At 64.1% G+C, this 18,315-nt stretch carries 22 protein-coding genes and 2 tRNA genes; 9 read left to right on the top strand and 15 right to left on the bottom strand.

Annotated elements, in window-relative coordinates; translation table 11 throughout:
• Position 1 precedes the first annotated feature (1 nt).
• From DVK00_RS09355 to DVK00_RS09340, 4 genes are all read left to right on the top strand, one after another.
• The gene (locus DVK00_RS09355) at positions 2-1,660 is read left to right on the top strand and encodes an electron transfer flavoprotein subunit alpha/FixB family protein (protein WP_121577632.1); all 1,659 of its coding nucleotides are present in this window, start codon (positions 2-4) and stop codon (positions 1,658-1,660) included.
• A complete protein-coding gene (locus DVK00_RS09350) occupies positions 1,653-3,314 on the top strand; it encodes an FAD-dependent monooxygenase (RefSeq protein WP_121577631.1) in 1,662 nt (553 codons plus the stop codon). Before DVK00_RS09355 ends, DVK00_RS09350 begins: the two co-directional genes overlap by 8 nt.
• A 5-nt stretch (positions 3,315-3,319) precedes the next feature.
• Positions 3,320-3,679: a hypothetical protein gene (locus DVK00_RS09345; protein ID WP_101349523.1), complete on the top strand. Its 360-nt coding sequence runs from the start codon at positions 3,320-3,322 to the stop codon at positions 3,677-3,679.
• Positions 3,680-3,747: 68 nt separating this feature from the next.
• Positions 3,748-4,479, top strand: coding sequence for a GNAT family N-acetyltransferase (locus DVK00_RS09340; protein WP_101349524.1), 732 nt, complete (start codon positions 3,748-3,750; stop codon positions 4,477-4,479).
• On the opposite strand, the gene DVK00_RS09335 is transcribed toward DVK00_RS09340, so the two are convergent.
• From DVK00_RS09335 to tmcA, 5 genes are all read right to left on the bottom strand, one after another.
• Entirely contained in the window at positions 4,476-5,450 is a 975-nt protein-coding gene (locus tag DVK00_RS09335) for an LLM class flavin-dependent oxidoreductase (protein WP_101349525.1), read from the bottom strand. The two genes, DVK00_RS09340 and DVK00_RS09335, sit on opposite strands and share 4 nt — an antisense overlap.
• A 75-nt stretch (positions 5,451-5,525) precedes the next feature.
• Positions 5,526-7,127: a class I adenylate-forming enzyme family protein gene (locus tag DVK00_RS09330; protein WP_121577630.1), complete on the bottom strand. Its 1,602-nt coding sequence runs from the start codon at positions 7,125-7,127 to the stop codon at positions 5,526-5,528.
• A gap of 123 nt (positions 7,128-7,250) precedes the next feature.
• Positions 7,251-7,415 (bottom strand): hypothetical protein, encoded by a 165-nt coding sequence (locus DVK00_RS21690; RefSeq protein WP_199722322.1) that lies wholly within the window; start codon positions 7,413-7,415, stop codon positions 7,251-7,253.
• Positions 7,412-7,909, bottom strand: coding sequence for a DUF456 domain-containing protein (locus DVK00_RS09325; RefSeq protein WP_121511029.1), 498 nt, complete (start codon positions 7,907-7,909; stop codon positions 7,412-7,414). The genes DVK00_RS21690 and DVK00_RS09325 overlap by 4 nt, the downstream gene beginning before the upstream one ends.
• Positions 7,906-10,143 (bottom strand): tRNA(Met) cytidine acetyltransferase TmcA, encoded by a 2,238-nt coding sequence (gene tmcA, locus DVK00_RS09320; protein WP_121577629.1) that lies wholly within the window; start codon positions 10,141-10,143, stop codon positions 7,906-7,908. The genes DVK00_RS09325 and tmcA overlap by 4 nt, the downstream gene beginning before the upstream one ends.
• A gap of 452 nt (positions 10,144-10,595) precedes the next feature.
• Here tmcA and rpl7ae point away from each other — a divergent pair, with 452 nt between their 5' ends.
• The 5 genes from rpl7ae to DVK00_RS09295 all read left to right on the top strand — a co-directional run bounded on the left by rpl7ae (position 10,596) and on the right by DVK00_RS09295 (position 12,337).
• Positions 10,596-10,958, top strand: a complete 363-nt coding sequence (gene rpl7ae, locus DVK00_RS09315; RefSeq protein ID WP_101349529.1) for a 50S ribosomal protein L7Ae — start codon at positions 10,596-10,598, stop codon at positions 10,956-10,958.
• Between the two features lie 11 nt (positions 10,959-10,969).
• Complete coding sequence (locus DVK00_RS09310) at positions 10,970-11,197, top strand: 30S ribosomal protein S28e (RefSeq protein WP_004516764.1); 228 nt, start codon at positions 10,970-10,972, stop codon at positions 11,195-11,197.
• Positions 11,198-11,199: 2 nt separating this feature from the next.
• Entirely contained in the window at positions 11,200-11,550 is a 351-nt protein-coding gene (locus DVK00_RS09305; protein WP_121577628.1) for a 50S ribosomal protein L24e, read from the top strand.
• On the top strand, positions 11,550-12,014 hold the full coding sequence (gene ndk / locus DVK00_RS09300) for a nucleoside-diphosphate kinase (RefSeq protein ID WP_101349531.1): 465 nt from the start codon (positions 11,550-11,552) through the stop codon (positions 12,012-12,014). The genes DVK00_RS09305 and ndk overlap by 1 nt, the downstream gene beginning before the upstream one ends.
• Before the next feature lie 65 nt (positions 12,015-12,079).
• A complete protein-coding gene (locus DVK00_RS09295; RefSeq protein ID WP_101349532.1) occupies positions 12,080-12,337 on the top strand; it encodes a glutaredoxin family protein in 258 nt (85 codons plus the stop codon).
• On the opposite strand, the gene DVK00_RS09290 is transcribed toward DVK00_RS09295, so the two are convergent.
• The 10 genes from DVK00_RS09290 to DVK00_RS09245 form a co-directional block, all read right to left on the bottom strand.
• Positions 12,310-13,038, bottom strand: coding sequence for a hypothetical protein (locus tag DVK00_RS09290; protein WP_121577627.1), 729 nt, complete (start codon positions 13,036-13,038; stop codon positions 12,310-12,312). The two genes, DVK00_RS09295 and DVK00_RS09290, sit on opposite strands and share 28 nt — an antisense overlap.
• A 48-nt stretch (positions 13,039-13,086) precedes the next feature.
• Positions 13,087-13,491 carry a peptide-methionine (R)-S-oxide reductase MsrB gene (gene msrB / locus DVK00_RS09285; RefSeq protein WP_053966068.1) on the bottom strand — a complete coding sequence of 135 codons (405 nt, stop codon included), beginning with the start codon at positions 13,489-13,491 and terminating at the stop codon, positions 13,087-13,089.
• 179 nt (positions 13,492-13,670) lie between these two features.
• Positions 13,671-13,744, bottom strand: a tRNA-Thr gene (locus tag DVK00_RS09280).
• Positions 13,745-13,776: 32 nt separating this feature from the next.
• Positions 13,777-14,244, bottom strand: coding sequence for an N-acetyltransferase (locus DVK00_RS09275; RefSeq protein WP_198560222.1), 468 nt, complete (start codon positions 14,242-14,244; stop codon positions 13,777-13,779).
• Positions 14,245-14,330: 86 nt separating this feature from the next.
• A complete protein-coding gene (locus DVK00_RS09270; protein ID WP_101349534.1) occupies positions 14,331-14,906 on the bottom strand; it encodes a CBS domain-containing protein in 576 nt (191 codons plus the stop codon).
• A gap of 67 nt (positions 14,907-14,973) precedes the next feature.
• On the bottom strand, positions 14,974-15,747 hold the full coding sequence (locus tag DVK00_RS09265) for a GTP cyclohydrolase III (protein WP_121511023.1): 774 nt from the start codon (positions 15,745-15,747) through the stop codon (positions 14,974-14,976).
• Between the two features lie 109 nt (positions 15,748-15,856).
• The gene (locus DVK00_RS09260; protein ID WP_121577626.1) at positions 15,857-16,195 is read right to left on the bottom strand and encodes a hypothetical protein; all 339 of its coding nucleotides are present in this window, start codon (positions 16,193-16,195) and stop codon (positions 15,857-15,859) included.
• Positions 16,196-16,250: 55 nt separating this feature from the next.
• On the bottom strand, positions 16,251-16,550 hold the full coding sequence (locus tag DVK00_RS09255) for a DUF5785 family protein (protein WP_004593490.1): 300 nt from the start codon (positions 16,548-16,550) through the stop codon (positions 16,251-16,253).
• 45 nt (positions 16,551-16,595) lie between these two features.
• The gene (locus DVK00_RS09250; RefSeq protein WP_121536561.1) at positions 16,596-17,858 is read right to left on the bottom strand and encodes a PGF-pre-PGF domain-containing protein; all 1,263 of its coding nucleotides are present in this window, start codon (positions 17,856-17,858) and stop codon (positions 16,596-16,598) included.
• Between the two features lie 373 nt (positions 17,859-18,231).
• Positions 18,232-18,315: transfer RNA gene (locus DVK00_RS09245), tRNA-Ser, on the bottom strand.

The raw sequence follows: 18,315 nt of genomic DNA, 5'->3' as shown, positions 1-18,315 counted from the left end.
AATGGTCGAAATCGACCCCACAGAGTACGAAATTGCCGACCTCGGACCGAAAATAAAGGACGTCGACGACGCCGACGAACTGCGGGCGATGCTGGAACTGGAGGAAGGCGGCGAGGACCGTGTGCCGGTCAAGACACTCATCGAGGACCGCATCGAGAAGGTCGAAGACGAGGGCGACGGAGAGATAGACCCGGAGACCGTCGACCTCGGCACGCTGACCGTCGCCGACGTGGCGAACATGGTCCGGGACATCGACGACGCCGCGGTGCTCCGGGACCTCCTGGAGCGCGAGCAGGCCGGCGAGGACCGCAAGACGGCGAAGTCCCAGATAGAGAGCCGCATCGAGTCCGTCGAGGGAACCGACGAGGAAGAGACCGATGAGGCCGAGTACGTCCCGCCGGAGGAGAAGTACCCCGACCTCGACCACCCGACCAACGACAAGCAGTGGGTCGAGGGGACCGTCGGCGCAGAGTACCGCGACATGTGGGTCTACTGCGAGACGCAGGCCGGCGACCTCGTGGACGTGTCAAAGGAGATGCTCGGGAAGGCCCGCGACCTGATGGACACCTACAACTCCGAGTACGATGCCGACGAGCACGTCGTCGCGGTGCTCATCGGAGCCGACGCCAGCGACCACGTCGACGACGTCATCGCCTACGGGGCCGACCTCGTCCTCTATCACGAGGACGACCGCCTCGAACGCTTCCGCCACCAGCCCTACACCGAAATCTTCTGTGACATGGCCCGCGCGGGCGGCGACCTTGCCTCCGAGGGCCGCGAGGAAGTCGACTGGAAGGACTACCACGAACCGCGCTACACGGTCTTCCCGGCCACGAACAACGGCCGCGACCTCTCGGCGCTCGTCCAGGGCGAACTCGACTCCGGACTAGCGTCGGACTGCTCGGGGCTGTACATCGAGAACGCGATGATATCCAACCCCGCGAAGGTCGGCACGGCCGGCGACAAGAAGGAGTTCGAGCGCGTCCTGCACATGAAGCGCCCGGACTTCTCGGGCTTCGAGTACTCGACCATCCTCTGTATCGACAAGCCCAACCGGGATTTCCACCCGCAGGGGGCGTCCGTCATCCCGGGGAGCTTCGAGATTCCCGACCCCGATTACGAGCGCGACAGCGAGGTCGTCGACTACGAGATGGACCTCGAGGATGCGTGGTTTCAGGTCGAAGTCGAGGAGTACGACCGCCTCTCCGGCGGTGTCGACCTCACCGGCCACGACGTTATCGTCGCCGTCGGTCGGGGCATTGGCGACGACCCGACGCGGGGCATCGAGCAGGCGCTGGACCTCGTCGACGCCTTCGAGGACGCCGACCTTGGGCTGTCCCGCGGGGTCATCACCTCGTCGTACTCCTTCGACAGCCACGTCGAGCAGTACGTCACCGAGGAGCGCCAGATCGGCGAGTCCGGCCAGGCGGTCGAACCGGACGTGTACATCGCGGCGGGCATCTCCGGCGCGATTCAGCACAAGGTCGGCTGCGACGAGTCGGACACGATAATCGCCATCAACACCGACCCGGACGCCGACATCCGCGACTTCTCGGACTACCTCATCGAGGGCGACCTGTTCGAGGTCCTGCCGCGCCTGACGGAGGCGGTCGAAGCCGGCGACCTCGGCGCGGTCGTGGGGGAGGTCAGCGATGACTGACGCAGCCGAGAAGTACGAGGCGGTCGTCGTCGGCTGTGGCCCCGGCGGGGCCGCGGCGGCGGCGAACCTCGCGCGAAACGGCGTCGAGACGCTCGTCCTCGAACGCGGCGTCGACGCCGGGTCGAAGAACGTCTCCGGCGGCCTCATCTACGCCGAGGAGTCCGCGCCCTACACCATCGACGGCCTGTTCCCCGGCTTCCGCGAGGCGGCGACCGAGCGGCCGGTCACCGAGAACTACATCCACAACGTTGCCGGCGAGAAGGTCAAGACCTTCGACATCGGCGACCTCCACCACCACGACACGGCGTGGGCCGACGCGGTGCTGCGCCGGAAGATGGATTCGTGGCTCGCCCAGCAGGTCCACGAGCGCACCCGCGAGACCGGCGGCGGCCTGCTGACCGAGGTCCACGTCACCGGCCTGCTGCGCGAGCGGGGGGAAATCGTCGGCGTGACGACGGAGGAACTCGACCCGATCAAGGCCGACCTCGTCGTAGCCGCCGACGGCGTCAACTCCGAACTCGCGCGGGACGCGGGCCTGATGGACTGGGAGGAACCGGAGGAGTGGTTCCAGGGCGTCAAGGCCGTCGTCGACGTGGAGCCGGATGTCATCAACGAGCGCTTCGACGTGGACCCGGACGACGGCGCGGCCCACCTGTTCTCGGGCGACCTCTTCGACGGCGTCCGGGGCGGCGGCTTCCTCTACACCAACGAGTCGTCCCTTTCCATCGGCACCGTGTTCCACCTCGACTCTATCGCCGAGGAGGAGGCCGAGCCCCACGAACTGCTGGACGGCCTGCTCACCCACCCGCTCGTGGCCCAGTGGCTCGGCGACGAGTACGACGAGCGCGAGTACAGCGCCAAACTGGTGCCGGACTCGAAGAAAGCGGCCCACCCCTCGCCCCACGAGGACCGCCTCGTCCTGGTCGGCGACGCCGCCGGGCAGATGCAGGCCCAGGGCCCCATCATCAAGGGGATGAACCACGCGGTCACAGCGGGCGCGCTGGCCGCTGAAGCCTTCGCCGACGCGCGCTCGCGCAACGAACCCCACCGCGCCGGCGAACTGTACGAGAAGAAGCTGCACGACGAGGGCGTGATGGACAAGCTTCGGCCGACCCGCTACGAGGTGTTCGGACGGCTCGGCGAGCTCGGGCCGGTCGACGACTTCTCAAACGCAATCGCCGAGTCCGCCGTCGGTCGCTTCGGCGTCCGGGCCGCGTCGGGCCTGCTCGAACGGGCCTACGCCTCGCCGACGCTGGTGTCGATGATTCCGGACACCAAACTGCCCTACGTGACGCTGCCGACGGTCATCGCCGAGGAACTCGGCGAGCGAGTCGAGGACGAGAACACCGTCTCCCCGCCGGACCTGGCCGACCGCATCGGCGACCTGACCTACGACGTGGGCGACCCACACATCGAACTGGTAGACAAGTCATTCGAGGCGTCGGGGACCGCTGTCACGGCCTGCCCGGTCAGTGCCGCGGACTTCGGCGGGGGCTGTTACCGCGACGAGATGGTCCAGACCAACGGCAGCAAGGAACACCTCGTGAGCCTTGACACCCAGCCCTGCGTGGAGTGTGGGACCTGCGCGGTCGTCGCCGACACCGAGTGGGAACACCCCGCCGGGGGCAAGGGCGTCGAGTTCGAGCAGGGCTGAGAGCCGTGAGCCACCAGTATCACGACCGGATACGCGCGCTTGCCCGGCGCGCCGAGACGGCCCGCGAGTCGCTGGACCCGGACCCGCCGGACGACGAGCGCGCGATGGCCCTGCTCCGGGAGGGTTTCGGTCCCACCGTCGCGCTCTATTGTGAGGCCCGCACCGGCGGCACCTGGGTCCGGTTCACCGAGTCCGAGTTCGAGCGCCTGGAGGCGACGATGAACGACTGGCTGGACTGCTACGCCGCCTGCTACGGCGTGGAGTTAGCCGGTTCCTACGCCATCAGGGAGGCCGCGGAACTGCTCGTCGACACCCACAACGCCCGCGACGTGGCACAGGTGCTGACCGGCGTTCCGGAGCGGTAGCGACCGTTTACCGAGACGTACATTGTTTATGATAAAGGATTAAGTACTGTGTCGTGGTAGCAGATACCATGGAGTTGACAGAGCCACTGCAGTTCGACCACGAGGACCGACGGGATATCTACGAGTACGTCGAGTCACACGGATCGGTGGAACCGAGGGCTGCCCGGTCGGCGCTACAGATGGACCCACGACCGTTCGGCCATCACGTCGCGATACTCAAACGCGACGGCGTACTGGAGGAGATCGACGGCGAACTCCGCGTCGCCTACAACGACACCGTCGAGGAGGAGTTCGAGGCCGACGACATCGAGTTCACCATCCGCCAGGCGCGACAGGAGGATCTGACTGGCCTCGTCGGGGCCATCCGGGCCGCTATCGGCGGCGGCGAGTACGTCGACGCGGAGACCGTCGCCGACGTGGTGGACAGCGAGGGTGTGCTGCTCCGGCACAATGAACTGGAGTCGCGCATCTTCTTTGTCGCCTGCATCAACGACGACGTGGTCGGGTGGGTCCATCTCAAGCACCCGGAGGTCGAGAAGCTCAGTCACACGGCAGAGCTAACGCTGGGTGTGCTCGAACGGTATCGGGGCCACGGCATCGGCTCGCAGTTGCTCGCCCGCGGGACCGAGTGGGCGGCGTCGAACGGCTACGAGAAACTGTACAATTCTGTCCCATCGACGAACGGTGACGCAATCGATTTCCTCGAAGGCCACGGCTGGGACACTGAAGCCGTCCGCGAGGACCATTACAAGTTCGGCGACGAGTACGCCGACGAAGTGATGATGGAGATCGATCTCTAGCTCGGTCCCAGCGCGCGAATCGTCGTCCGAGCCAGTTCCCCGTCGACCTGCTGTGGCACAGTTAGCAGAAGGCGGTCGATGACATCTCTGTCCGCAATGCTATCTCGTTTCTCCCGCGCCTGTGCTGGCGTCCCTGCGATGCCGAGGTCAGTCGTCATTTCGTCGGTGACGAGTTCTGTTGCTTCGCCCCGGTCACCCGCCTGCCAGGCGTCGGCGATGCGTTCCGCCCGGTCCGGATACGTCTCTGCGACCGCCCGGCGGTAGCCCTCGCCGCTGCCGACGTAGTAGGCGATGTGCTGCCGGAGTTCCTCGCGCGCTCGCTCGGACTCCTCGTGGACCACTGCCGGCACGTACGGCGCGACCGTAATCTCGCTCGGGTCGCGGTCGGCATCGCGTGCGGTCCCGGCGATGTAGTCGAACGCCGACTCCAGTTCGGAGAACGGAATCATGTGCGGGAGCCAACCGTCGGCGAGTCTGGCGACGACCCGCCTGTTCGCTGGCCCGAGGGCAGCGTGGTACACCGGCACGTCACGGTCTAGCGGCGGCACGCCCCTGACCGAGACCACTTCGCCGTCGTATGTCACGCGCTCGTCGCTGGTCATGAGGCGTTTCACGATGTCGATGGTCTCGTGGGCGCGACGGACTGGCCGCTCGAACTCCATGCTGTGCATGTTCTCAATGGACCGGGCTGTACTCGTTCCCAGACCCAGCACTGCCCGCCCGTCCGAGACCCTGTCGAGGGTCGTCGCTGTCATCGCCAGTACGGCCGGCGACCGCGAGAAGACGTTGAGTATCGCGCTGCCGATTTCGATGTCGTCGGTTCGGGTCGCGATGTCCGTGAGTTCGACGACGGAGCTAGCGCCCCACAGTTCGTTCAGCCAGACCGAGTCGTAGCCGTGGTCTTCGGCTTCGACGGCCAGGTCGATTGTGCTGTGGTCCTCGACGCGTGGCACGACGACTCCCAGATGCATGGTGTGACCGACTGTTGGAACGCTAATAAAGAATCGTGCTAATACTGTCCCGGCGCTCCACAGCCACCGCCGCGCTTACTCCTGGCCGATCATCCGCTCTTGTTCCTGCCAGTACTCCTCGCGGAGCTCGTATTTCTGGATTTTTCCGGTCGCCGTTTCGGGGAGCGAGTCCCGGAAGTCGATGCCTGAAGGGACCTTGTAGCTCGCGACGCGCTCTCTGAGGAACTCCAGAATATCCTGTTCGGTTGCATCGCTGTCGGCCGTCGGGACGACGATTGCCATCGGGGTCTCGCCCCAGTCCTCGCTCGGGGCCGGAATGACCGCGGCTTTCAGCACATCGGGGTGGTCGTACAGCTCGTCTTCCAGTTCTATCGAGGAGATGTTCTCGCCGCCGGAGATGATGATGTCTTTCCGGCGGTCCATGATCTGTATCATCCCGTCGTCGTCCCACGTCGCGAGGTCGCCGGTGTGGAAGTACCCCTCGATACGGTCGTTGAACGCCTCCTCGGTGATTTCGGGTTTGTTGAGATAGCGGTCCATCACCTGATTGCCCTGCACCACGATCTCGCCGATAGTCGCCCCGTCGCGTGGCACGTCGGTGCCGTCCTCGTCGACGACCCGGATGTCGGTACACAGCGTCTCCGAGCCTTGCTTCACCTTGAGTTCACGGCCCCGCTCGGCGATGCGCCGCGGGGAATTGCTGGTCGTGATGATAGGGGCTGTCTCGGTCAGGCCGTAAATGTGGATGATGCGCCAGCCGAACTCGTCTTCGACGCGCTCGATGGTCGCCGTTGCCGGGGCGCTGCCGGCCGTCGCGATTCGCACGTCGCGGTCGCCCTGTGTCACTACGTCGCCGTCGCTGGCCCGGTAGTGCTGGATGAGTTTGTTCAGCACCGTCGGCGCGCCGCACATGAACGACACGTCGTACTCACGGACCCGGCGGAAGGTGTCCGCGGCGTCGAAGGTACGCTGACAGACGTGGGTCCCGCCGGTCCCGGTGATGGCGTAGGTGTGGCCCCAGCCGTTGCAGTGGAACATCGGCAGCGTCCAGAGATACGTGTCGTCGTCGCGTATCTCCATGTGTTGGTTGAGCACCAGCGCGTGCCAGCTCTCGGTCCGATGGGTCCTGACCACGCCCTTCGGGTCCCCCGTCGTTCCGGACGTGTAGTTGATGCTGGCGTCGTCGTCCTCTGTCAGGTCTGGTCGGTCCGGTTCGGCTGTCGGTTGCCCGTCGAGAACATCGCTGTACCCCTCCCATTCCCCGTCGATACGGTCCGGCTTGTAGCCGATGAACGTCTCCGCTGGGATGTCGTCTCGTACCGGCTGGACTTTCTCCGCGAAATCGTAGTCGGCGATGACTGTTGCGGCTTCGCAGTCGTTCAGAATATACTCGATTTTCGCAGGGTCGAGCCGGTAGTTCAGCGGGACGAACACGGCACCGAGTTTGTTTGCTGCGTACAGCGTCTCGATGAAGTAGTGCGTGTTCGGGGCGAGGAGAGCGACGCGACTTCCCTTCGAGACACCGCGGTCCGACAGCGCGTGTGCCAACTGGTTGACCCGCTCGTTTACCTCCGCGTACGTGTACTCGGTGCCGTCATGTGCGACGATACCGGTCACGTCGTCATAGATGTCCGCTGCACGGTCGATGAAGTCGGTGGTGAGCATCTCGCGTTTCATGATAACACGCCTCACTTGTCGTATTCAAACCCAATTATTATTATATTTTCTTCGAGAACAGTTGACAGCCTGCGAATTAAATACCTTCGTGTGAACTAATACGGCTATCGGGAGAACAACAGTCTACGGCCACTCGTCCTCGTGGCCGTCCATCGGCGCTGGGACGACGCCGTCTTTTTGCGCCCAGACGCGGGCATGGTCCGGACACACCGCTCGGTTCGCGTCCCATGGGATGTGGAGTTCGACCGCGGCCTCGGTTTCGCAACCGTCCACCGCGCACTGTGTCATAGGAGCGCGACAGCGACCATGGTGACCAGTATCGATGCCGTCAGCAGGGCCTGCACAACGCTTGAGGCCAGCATCCCAGCGGTCGTCACGAGGGCAGCCTTCGCGCTCCCGCGAGCGTCCTCTTGCCGGTAGAACTCGACGACGAACACCGTGCCGGCGACGCCCAGCAGGATGCCGAGCGGGCCGGTAACAAAGAAGAGAACGAGTGCGACGACGCCAGCGAGGGCCGCTGTCCAGTTCGACGCCCCGCCGACGCGTGCAGCGACGGCCCCACCCGCGACATCGACAGCCCACGTCAGCAGCCCGACCAGCGTCAGCAGGGCCAGCAAGAGCGCCCCGGGGTCGGACATTCCGCTTGCAATCCAGTAGAGATAGACGCCGGCGAGCGAGACGAGCGCGCCGGGGACCTGGGGCGTGAGACTGCCGACGACGCCCCCGACCAGCAGGGCGAACGCGAGTACGAACAACAGCGTTTCGAGGCCAAGCAGGCTCATTGGTGTCTGTCGAGTTCCTCCTGTACCCAAAGGTCGCCGTACAGACGCGTCAACCTTTCGACTATTCCACCGAGTGTCCGCATGCACTCACGCTCAGAGACGAATCCCAGTTCCTCGGCGACTGTCGGCCACGGCTGTGCTTGCAACACCTTCTTGACCAGCAGGCGTTCCTCCCGCGGCGCGAGCGCGGTCGCGTCGGCGGGGGCCGACAGGTGCCGGCGGGCGAGTTCACGGAACGGCTTCGGATTCGTGTCGAGAACCGACGCGCCGCCGGGGACGCCGGCAACCAGTCGCCACTCCCACTCGGAGAGGGAGAGGGACGGCTCTCCGTGGGTCGCTCGAAGCACTGTTCGAACCACGTCAGGGTCGCAGTCGTCGAGCGGGTCTGACAGCACTGCGGGGATGCGGTCCTGAAACCACGTCCCGTGCCGCGCCGCGAGCGACGCCCCGTCATCGGAACACGGGTCCACCATCACGACAGAGTACTCGCCGCTCGTCGCGTTCCGCGAGGTGGCGAGGTGTACCGTCTGATATCCGTTATCAGCCCAGAAGCGGACGAGTTCCGGCGTCGCGCCGTACCCGACGCCCAGCCAGTCCACGTGGTCGGCGAACTCCGCTCTGATTTCCGAAAGGAGTTGGGAGCCGAGCCCGCGGGACCGGACCGCGGCGTGGGTTGCGATGCGGAGGACCCGCTGGCCGACCGGGATTCCGGCGGCCTCGTCACGGAGCTGCGTCGACAGCACGTCCGGGAGCATATTTCCCCGCACCCGTCCACCCTCGTACATCACAGCTCGCGTATCAGCCGAGAGCCCGCCCTCCTGTGCCAGCAACGCCACAGCAACGACGTGGCCCTCGTGGGTCAGCGCCCGGACAGCGAGATTGGGTGCGTCGAGCAGTCGGGCCAGGTCCGAGGGTTCCGTCCGGTAGTGCGCCAGCACGAGCAGGCCAAACACCTCTCGGAGCAGGTGTTCGTCGGCGAGCAGGTCTGCCGCCGAGAGCCGGCGGTACTCGGCGGTCTCCGGCGTCGAACCGTCGATGAGCTGGTCGACCGGCGGGCGGGCATCCAGCAACAGCGCCCGGAACGCCCACACCTCCACGGGGTCGGCGTCGCCGTACCGAATCGGTGTCGTCATCGACACGTCGGTGACGGCGTGGTCGCTTTCTTCGAGCCGGTCGCGGAACCGGACAGAGAAGCCTCGGCCCGCCCCCTCGTAGCCGTGGACAGTCGTGGTGAAGGCGACTGCCGGGGCGTCGAGGAACTGTTCGAGCCGTCTGACCGGCAGGGCCGCAGCCTCATCCACGATGACCACGTCTGGGCCATCCGGAAGCAATGCAGCTTGCTCCGGCGGCGCATACCGCACACAGCCCGCCCCGGAAACGTCGAGCCGCTGGGGGTTCGACGCCCGGTCTCGCGCGAAGTTACTGCCGAGTACCTCCAGCAGGTGTGCCGCCCGCGTAAACACCTCGCCGGCGCTCCGGTACTGTGGTGCGGTCACCAGCACGTCCCGCCCTTCGACAGCGAGGGTTCCAGCGGCCAGCCCGGCAGCGCTTGACTTTCCCCGGCCCCGGTCAGCCTCGACCACGAGTGCCTCGCTGGCGGTTCGTAGCGACTCGAACGCCCGGACCGCGTCCCGCTGGTCGTCGGTGAGACACTGAGCGTAGGTCTCGGGGCGGAACTGCGCGTCGGCGGGCGGGGTCGGGCTCTGAACCGGACGGCTCGGTGGCGGGTCCGTCAGCCCGTCTTGCTCGACAGTGCCCGTGTCGGCGTCGACGATGGCGATACCCCGGTGTACCCGGAGCGTCTCGACAAACCGACGGCGGAAGTGACCGGTCACGTCCTCGACCTCGAACGGCGGGACTGCGAGCGAGGCGTCGAACCCATCTCGCACCTCGGGCCACGTCTCCAGCGGCGGCGCGAGGAGGACGTAGAGGCCGCCGCCGTCGACGGCACCGACGGTCCGCCCGAGCGCGTCGGGTCGCAGTTCCTCGTGTGCATCGAGGACGACAGCTGTCCGAGTCCGGCCCAGAAGCTCCTCGGCGCGGGACTGTTCGTGCTGCTCACACGCGAGGAACGGCTCCGGACCGACTACTGTCGTCTCCGCGCCGGGAACGTCCGCCGCGTCGAGCGCTGCTCTCGCTCGCTCCCGCGTGCTTTCAGGGTCGCCCGCCAGAACGAGGAGCCGCCGCTCGTTTGCGCGGCGGGCCTCCGCTCGGAGCGACCGCGCGATGTCCATACCGGTGGTGGACGGTGCGCCGACATGGGCCTGACGGTCACAGCGCTCCCCAAGTGCGCTTTTCACTGGACCGGACACAGTCGCCGGTGTGTCTCCCCGCCAGACCCCGCTCTGCCCCGAGCGGGTATCGATTATCCAGTCGTCCAGACAGCGATTGGGCGCGTCTCGACGACGGCCCTGACCGCAGCAGTCGCAGACGTGCGGGCCGTGCTGGCCGACGCGTCAGCGGCCGCAGAACAGGCAGACCCCCGACAGCACCTGTGTGGCGGGCTGGCACGCGATTTCGGCTTCGAAAGCGCTTTTAGGGCCGGTAGCACAGAATGGGGTACAGCCTGCGCCGAGTTGATGATGCTCCCAGCCTTTTCAGGATACACACCACCACGGTGTGACGGGCCTCGCGGCCCGGACACGGCGGGGGAGCCTGAGCTCGCGCGCAGGAGGTGAACATACAAATGCCAGTATACGTAGATTTCGACGTTCCCGCGGACCTCGAAGACGACGCCCTCGAGGCGCTCGAGGTCGCCCGGGACACAGGCTCGGTAAAGAAGGGTACAAACGAGACGACCAAAGCTATCGAGCGCGGCTCCGCCGAGCTCGTCTTTGTCGCTGAAGATGTCCAGCCCGAGGAGATCGTCATGCACATCCCGGAGCTCGCCGACGAGAAGGGCGTCCCCTTCATTTTCGTCGAGCAGCAGGACGACCTCGGTCACGCCGCCGGGCTCGAAGTCGGCTCGGCCGCCGCAGCCGTCACCGACGCCGGTGAGGCTGACGCCGATGTCGAGGACATCGCCGACAAGGTCGAGGAGCTTCGGTGAGGTGACCTCGGATGAGCGCTGAGGAATCCGAAAGCAGCGGTTCCACGCCCGCCGAGGTCATCGAAGTCGTGGGCCGGACGGGGATGCACGGCGAGGCCATGCAGGTCAAGTGCCGCATCCGCGAAGGCGAGAACCAGGGGCGCATCATCACGCGCAACGTTCTCGGCCCGGTCCGCGAAGGTGACGTGCTCCAGCTCCGCGAGACGGCCCGCGAGGCCGACACTATCGGAGGGCAGTAACCATGCCCCGGACACGCGAATGTGACTACTGCGGCGCGGACATCGAGCCCGGCACGGGCACGATGTTCGTCCACAAGGACGGCGCGACGACGCACTTCTGTTCCTCGAAGTGTGAGAACAACGCCGACCTGGGCCGCGAGGCCCGCAACCTCGAATGGACCGACACCGCCCGCGGCGATGCCGGCGAGGACGAAGCCGAAGCCGAAGCCGAAGAAGTCGAAGCTGACGCCGACGAGGCAGAAGCTGAGGCCGAGGCGGCTGCGGACGAGGCTGACGAAGACGCCGCTGCCGACGAGGCCGACGCGGAGGCTGAGGACGAGGCTGACGAAGAAGCTGAGGAGGCTGAGGCCTGATGTCAGAGCACGAACGCACCTTCGTGATGGTCAAGCCTGACGGCGTCCAGCGTGGTCTCATCGGGGACATCGTCTCCCGCTTCGAGGACCGCGGCCTGAAGATGGTCGGCGGCAAGTTCATGCAGATAGACCAGGACCTCGCCGAGGAACACTACGGCGAGCACGAGGACAAGCCGTTCTTCGACGGTCTCGTGGACTTCATCACGTCCGGCCCCGTGTTCGCGATGGTCTGGGAAGGCCAGGACGCGACCCGGCAGGTCCGAAACATGATGGGCGAGACTGACCCAGCCGAGTCCGCGCCCGGCACCATCCGCGGCGACTACGGGCTCGACCTCGGTCGGAACGTCATCCACGGCTCCGACCACGAGGACGAGGGCGCAAACGAGCGAGAAATCGAGCTGTTCTTCGACGAGGACGAACTCGTCGACTGGGACCAGATCGACGCGTCCTGGCTGTACGAGTAACGCCAGGTCGACTGCCGTGTTTTTTCGAGCACAACCACCTTGAGGACAGCGTCCGTAACGCCGGTATGAGCCTGACGCTCTACCAACTCGACGGCTGTCCGTACTGTGAGACGGTCGCGGACCGACTGGACGAACTCGGTATCGATTACGACAGTGTCTGGGTCGAGGCGCTGCACTCGAAGCGCGACGAGGTAAAACGGGTCTCCGGCCAGCGCGGCGTCCCGGTGCTGGTCGACGACGACCGTGGTGTCACAATGGCCGAATCCGGGCGCATCCTCGAATTTATCGACACGACCTACGCGCCAGAGGTCCAGTCGGCGTAGAGATACCGAGCGGCCGCGCCGAGACTCGCAAATACGAGCGGGAAGAAAAACAGCAGGATGAGGAGCCACAGCACTGCCGGTGCGGCCTGTCCCTCGGCCCCGCTGTCGAACATGACCGTCCGGACGAACACGAAGCTCCCCGCGAACCCCGTTGCGACATAACCGAAGCCGATGCTGGTACCGACGAGCGCCGCCTCTTCGAGCATGCTGTCCGACCGGGTATCGCCGCGATAGCGTTCGAACAGCGCGCCGACGACGAGCAAGGCGACAATCGGAATCAAGAAATAGACGAGCGGCGGGACGCTCGCACCCTGTGCGCCGTACAAGACGTTCCGGGCGGCCGAGCCGTACACCTCTGCGTCCGACGCCGTCACCAGCGTCGGCACGTGGTGGGCGTTGTACAGCACGAACCCGTACTGGATTAGCCGGTCCGACAGCTCCGGGAAGTCGACCGACGACGGGCCGACGAGAAAGAGCAGTGCGACGAGCAAATACTCGACAGCGAGCGTCCCGATTGCGACACCGGCCGCGCGGAGCCACGGAAACGTCCGGAGGCTCTCAGCTAGCAAGTGGCTCTCCGGCTGTGGCTGTTCGGCGGTGGCAGTCGGCGGCTCGTCGACTAGCGACTCGTCGACCAGCGACTCGTCGACCGGTGGTCCGGCCCCCTCGTCGCCGGCCTCGTCGGTCCCGTGTTCAGTCACGTCTAGCCGTATCAACTTCAATGACGGAAAAAAGGGTTCCGGTGGTCGCTACTCCGACTCGAAGTCAAGCGCCGCACCGTTGATGCAGTACCGCTTCCCGGTCGGCTCCGGTCCGTCATCAAACACGTGACCCAGATGACCGCCACACTCGGCACAAACGACTTCTGTTCGCTGCATCCCGTGGCTGTTGTCCGCCCGTGTCTCGACGTTGCCTTCCTGATACACGTCCCAGAAGCTCGGCCAGCCGGTCTCTGATTCGAATTTTCGGTCGCTATCGAACAGTTCCGTCCCACAGCCGGCACAGGTGAACACACCCTCGCCTTCTACGTCTATGAGGTCACTGCTAAACCGCGGCTCCGTTCCGGACTCGCGGAGGATTCGGTACTCCTCGTCAGAGAGTATTTCGCGCCACTCCTCGTCGGTGCCCGGCAGTTCTTCTTCGGATTCACTCATACCCTACCGTACGCCCTCCAGCGGTAAAAACGTAGACCCATCTGGCAGTCTCACCCACGCTGGGGGTCCAGCGATGCGACATATCTGGGCCGTCAGTGAAGGCGTACAGTGGTTGCCAGTGTGGCAGTCACAACTTCTCGTCGCGGGGTCCCGTGTCCGGTTCCGGACCGAACTGGCGAAGCCAGGGGTGGGATTTGAACCCACGAACTCTCGATTACAAGTCGAGTGCTTGGACCACCCAAGCTCCCCTGGCGCGGTTGCATACCAGCGTTGTGTGGGGACCATTTAGAGAGTATCGTTTTCGGTCGGCTTTTCGAGCTCGATTCGATGTGGTGTGTAGCCGTGTGCGCGATATAACTGTCGGGCGGACTCGTTGTCCGCCATTGCTTCCAGCGCGAGGATGTCCGCACCAGCCTGGCGGAGTAGTTCTTCCGCCGTATCGAGCAGTTCGCTGCCGATCCCCCGGTTTCTGTGGACCGGTTCGACGAAGATGTTCTCGATGATGCCCCGTGTCTTATCTTGTTCGTACCGGCCGCTGTCGATAGTCACCATGACGAACCCGACGACGTGTCGGTCTATACGGGCGATACAGACGTTTTCGGCGACGATTCGCTGTACGACAGTCTCCCGGACCGCGGTCCGGTTCCGGTCCCCGAACAGATGTGACCCGTGAGCACGCTGGCTCTCCGCCAGTCGGACCCACAGGTCGACGATGGTGTCCACGTCATCCATCGAGGCGGTGGCAATCTCCACGGTAGTACTCCGTGGCGTACGGTCAAAACAGTTCGGCCACGCCGCCGTCTCTGTCTGCTGTGAGCGCAGAGGCCCGCCAGCGCGGCTCAGACATCACGACAGTCCGAACAGAGGAGTTGCCCGTTGAACGACGCTAGATCCCGTGTAAACGTGCTGCAGGCAGAACAGATACCCTGATTATCGAACGAATCCTCGGCGGCGGACTGCATCCCATCGGTGGTGGCTTCTTGACCGGTCGTTGCAACCGGCGAGGGCTGCTCGACAACGCTCGTCGACTCGCTCTCTAGTCTCGCGGTCGAGAGGATGTCATGCTCAGTCAGCGTTCCGAGCGGTTCACTGTCCGCCGTGACCAAGAGGAACTCGGCGGACCGCGTCGCCATTCGGTCGCGGGCCTCCGGAAGCCCGGCGTCAGGGTCAATCGTTGGAATGGACTCGCGCATCACGTCGCCGACTGTGGCGGTGTCCGGGTCGCCCCCATCGACGATGTATGCCAGCACGTCCCTGTCCGTCGCGACGCCGACCGGTTCGTTCCCCCGCAATACGAGAATCGGGTGCTGGTCCTCACGGATCAGCAACTCCGTCGTTTCGAGGAGGTCGTCGGACTCGCTCGCACCGACGTACTCTCGGTTCATAACCTCCCGCACAGTGACCTCACCGTTCATGTGTGCGGTTACCACACGACCGGTCTAAAAGATACCTCCACTACGTTTATATCGCGTGACTCACAAATTACTCAGTTGTTTCGGTTTCGATGGTGACGGCCTCGCCGGTCGCTCGACAGGTCTCTAACGCGTGCTTGGCGTCCATCCCGGCCGTAGCTGCCGTCCGTCCGCGTCCGACGCCGACTTTCAGCTCCACATCGACGGCGTCGCGGACGTGGTTGATTGCATCGTGGTAGTCCGCCTCGTCCAAGTCCGGGCAGACTGCGATGACGTTATCACCGCCGACGAAAAACGATAGCGAGTCGTGGGCCTCACGCATATACTTCATGAGTGCCGCGTACCCCTGCTCTATCTGGATGAAGGTGTCGAACTCATTGAGCTGGTCTGTGTACTTCTCGGTGGCGTCGTCGACATCGAAATGCGCGAGTTGTACGTCTGTGGGCTTCCGGAACTCATCGTCGATCGTCTGGCCGCGTAGCACTTCTCGCCGCCCCTTGTCCTGCGCACTCCCGGCCTCCTGAAGTTGTTCCGTTGCCGTCCCCAGCGCCGAGACGGGTGTCGTTCCCGTCGCGACCGAGAGGCTCATCGTCACCGGGTAGCGATTGCCGACGGACTCCTGAATGAGTGCGTGTGCCGCCTCGTCCAGTCCGTTCGTCACGGCAATCATGTTGTCGAACCGCGAGAAGAAGATGTAGCCGTCGCGGTTCCCGAACAGTTGTGCGAGGTCAGCGTACAGCCGAGATTGGAGTGTTTGAAGATCGACTTCACGGCGAGGTTCCGGCGTCACGGTCCACGGGCCGTAGTTGTCTATCTGTATATGGGTTATCTGGGTGTTAGTCACTGTCCATCGACAGTTTGGAAGCAACGGGTATTGCTCTATCGAAATGTACCGGCAGCGGGGACTGTGATCCGGTCCGATCGGTGTCGGATTCCGGACGCGCAACCCAGTATCAACAGTGGTCAGTCGGTACTACGTCGCGCTGCTGTATCTCGACAGTCCCGACCATTGAGTTGTACGCAACGATGTCTGTCGCCGTCAGCTTTGGAAGGTGTTCGGTGAACAGTTCCTCGGTGAGTTCGGCTCTCGCAGTGTCCGGGACTGCTGTCGGCTCAATGTCACGCTCGGCTGCCAGAACCGCCGCGGCGAGGTCTGACACGACGACCGGCTCATCGCGGTCAGCCAGTATCGACAGCGCGCGACGGCGAGTGTCGTTCGACAACAGGTCAGCAATAACGTCTTCGGGAAGCCCCTGTCCGGTGCGGCCACCGTTTGAAGATGTCGTCGCCATACGCGATGCTACACCGGCCACCCACAAGTATGTGTCGTGCCCACACACTACACAGTCAGGCCTGTTCGAGTCTGTACGGCCACCAGTCCGCCTCGCGCAGCGCGCGCCCGAGCGATTTATGAAAGTCCGGGAAGTCCTCGAACTCCTCTTGGTCGACATATTCGAAGATGTCCGCCACGCTAACGACTGTCTCGTAGTCGATCCGAACCGGGTGGTCGCCGTACTGCTCGACGTATTCCTCGGCGGTCAGTGGGAAGTCCTCGTCCTCATCGACTTTCTTCGCCAGCACAGCGTGACCGTACTTGCGCCGGCCCTCGCTTCCTTCCTCACCGTCCGGATCGTGTGGCCAATCCATACGCGGTTCTCTGGACACTGGCATAAAAAGGGTTTCTCTCCCCGTCTACAGTTCGAAGCCGCTGTCGTTCCGGCTGCCGCTCCGTCGGAGAATCGCGATGACGACGCCGAACAGGAGTAACGCACCGAGCAGCCCGCCGATGATCAGCATCGTACTGATACCCATGACTGTCGCCGGGAGCGGCCCGAGTCCGTCGCCACTACCGACTGCGGGTTCAGTCTGGACTGCTGGCTCCGTGCCTGTCGGTTCCGCCTCTGGTTCGGCACCGCCGTTTCCGTCGGTCTGGACCTCACTCTCAGTCACCCGAATGTCGCCGGCGTTGACATCGTTGAACTTGATCTGGAACTGTCCCGGTGTCGTCACGACCGTCGACAGCGTGACTGTCCGCTCGCCGTCTGCTGGCACAGTTACCGATGTCCGATTGACGACGTCACCGTCCACCTGCATCCGTGCGTCGTAGGTTCCTTCGATACCGCCGCTGTTGGAGACCGTTGCTTCAACGACGACCTGCTGCCCCTCAGAAACTTGCTCGCTGACAACCGCGGTTCGCGTGATGCTGAATGCAGGCTCGATCTTCCCAATCGCGTAGGCCGATGCCCCCGCCGTGTCCGCCTCGTAGACGACTTGCTCGGTTCGCTCCTCGACAACGCTCGTTTCGGCGGCTCGCCATGACCCGTTCACACGGTGATACACGCGGACCGCCGAAGCGTCGATGCCAGCCGACTGGAGATTCGAGCGGTTCAACACGAACTGCATTGACGACGGCTGGACCCCCGCCGACGATCCGACGGTAACCACGCCGAACACTGATGCGTCGTCACCGGATGGCACTGGGATGTTTGCCGAGCTGGGATCGGTGTACTCCGTCACGTCCTGCGTGAAAGCCTCTTGTGACGCGTTGACCGTCCAAGACTGAAGCGTGAATGAGCGATTCGCTGGCCCCGAGACGTTCATCACGTATGGTTCGTTCGTCGGGACCATCCCACCGCGTATTTTGAGTTGCCGTGTAGCCGGGTCCATCCGAGTTGGCTCCACAATTGCGGGCTTGACTTTGACTCGTCCGGCGGACTTCCCCGGGCTCTGGACCTTAATCCTGTACGTTCCAGGACTATCCAACTTCAATGCCTGTGTTCGCTCAACTGAAGAACCGGCGTCGACGACGACTCGCTCAGTCACTCTAGTTGTACCGTTTACTACATACTCAATGTTCATTGCACCGCCCGAGCTGCCGGTGTTTTGGACTGTCGCGGTGACGTTCACCGAGTCACCGGCAAGTATCGTATTTGTACCTTTTGACGCCCCGGACACAAATAGACTCGGTTCAGCAACAGCGGGCCCTGCCGCCGACACTGCGAGAAGGAGAGCGATGATACACACCGTCAAGAGGCCCGAAAAGTGCCGTCTTGTGGACCTATCCTCACGTACCATTATACGGATATAATCCGGACCATCGACATAAAACCGCCCGATTGCCTCGGTTCAGTAAACTGTCCTTACGACTCAGAAAGATGCGACTTCTGTGGTTCCCCGTTGCGGTGTTGTTGCTCGCGCCGTCTGTTGATTCAGGCCCGACGCACTCCAGAGCAAAGCGATCACACTCACTGCGTTCGGGCGACGGGACTTGCAGGGTTCAAATCACAGCTGGCGTACTTGCCACTCACGGTTTGTTCGTGGCAAAATACGGTGGGACTGGGATTTGAACCCAGGAATCCGTGAGGATACCTGCTTTCAAGGCAGGCGCAATAGGCCGCTCTGCCATCCCACC

Origin of the sequence: Haloarcula sp. Atlit-47R, assembly GCF_003665985.1 — an archaeon.
In the GTDB taxonomy this organism is placed as follows: Archaea; Halobacteriota; Halobacteria; order Halobacteriales; family Haloarculaceae; genus Haloarcula; species Haloarcula taiwanensis.
The sequence above is the reverse complement of the archived record's forward strand: the minus strand, read 5'-3'. Positions and strand labels throughout refer to the sequence as shown.

What these genes read in the sequence shown, in the direction of transcription:
- DVK00_RS09340 (WP_101349524.1), top strand. Translation starts at nt 3,748, where the DNA reads ATGGAGTTGACAGAGCCACTGCAGTTCGACCACGAGGACCGACGGGAT.
- DVK00_RS09325 (WP_121511029.1), bottom strand. Translation starts at nt 7,909, where the DNA reads ATGAGCCTGCTTGGCCTCGAAACGCTGTTGTTCGTACTCGCGTTCGCC.
- rpl7ae (WP_101349529.1), top strand. Translation starts at nt 10,596, where the DNA reads ATGCCAGTATACGTAGATTTCGACGTTCCCGCGGACCTCGAAGACGAC.
- DVK00_RS09355 (WP_121577632.1), top strand. Translation starts at nt 2, where the DNA reads ATGGTCGAAATCGACCCCACAGAGTACGAAATTGCCGACCTCGGACCG.
- ndk (WP_101349531.1), top strand. Translation starts at nt 11,550, where the DNA reads ATGTCAGAGCACGAACGCACCTTCGTGATGGTCAAGCCTGACGGCGTC.
- DVK00_RS09255 (WP_004593490.1), bottom strand. Translation starts at nt 16,550, where the DNA reads ATGGATTGGCCACACGATCCGGACGGTGAGGAAGGAAGCGAGGGCCGG.
- DVK00_RS09305 (WP_121577628.1), top strand. Translation starts at nt 11,200, where the DNA reads ATGCCCCGGACACGCGAATGTGACTACTGCGGCGCGGACATCGAGCCC.
- tmcA (WP_121577629.1), bottom strand. Translation starts at nt 10,143, where the DNA reads ATGGACATCGCGCGGTCGCTCCGAGCGGAGGCCCGCCGCGCAAACGAG.
- DVK00_RS09335 (WP_101349525.1), bottom strand. Translation starts at nt 5,450, where the DNA reads ATGCATCTGGGAGTCGTCGTGCCACGCGTCGAGGACCACAGCACAATC.
- DVK00_RS21690 (WP_199722322.1), bottom strand. Translation starts at nt 7,415, where the DNA reads ATGACACAGTGCGCGGTGGACGGTTGCGAAACCGAGGCCGCGGTCGAA.
- DVK00_RS09350 (WP_121577631.1), top strand. Translation starts at nt 1,653, where the DNA reads ATGACTGACGCAGCCGAGAAGTACGAGGCGGTCGTCGTCGGCTGTGGC.
- msrB (WP_053966068.1), bottom strand. Translation starts at nt 13,491, where the DNA reads ATGAGTGAATCCGAAGAAGAACTGCCGGGCACCGACGAGGAGTGGCGC.
- DVK00_RS09295 (WP_101349532.1), top strand. Translation starts at nt 12,080, where the DNA reads ATGAGCCTGACGCTCTACCAACTCGACGGCTGTCCGTACTGTGAGACG.
- DVK00_RS09260 (WP_121577626.1), bottom strand. Translation starts at nt 16,195, where the DNA reads ATGGCGACGACATCTTCAAACGGTGGCCGCACCGGACAGGGGCTTCCC.
- DVK00_RS09270 (WP_101349534.1), bottom strand. Translation starts at nt 14,906, where the DNA reads ATGAACGGTGAGGTCACTGTGCGGGAGGTTATGAACCGAGAGTACGTC.
- DVK00_RS09310 (WP_004516764.1), top strand. Translation starts at nt 10,970, where the DNA reads ATGAGCGCTGAGGAATCCGAAAGCAGCGGTTCCACGCCCGCCGAGGTC.
- DVK00_RS09330 (WP_121577630.1), bottom strand. Translation starts at nt 7,127, where the DNA reads ATGAAACGCGAGATGCTCACCACCGACTTCATCGACCGTGCAGCGGAC.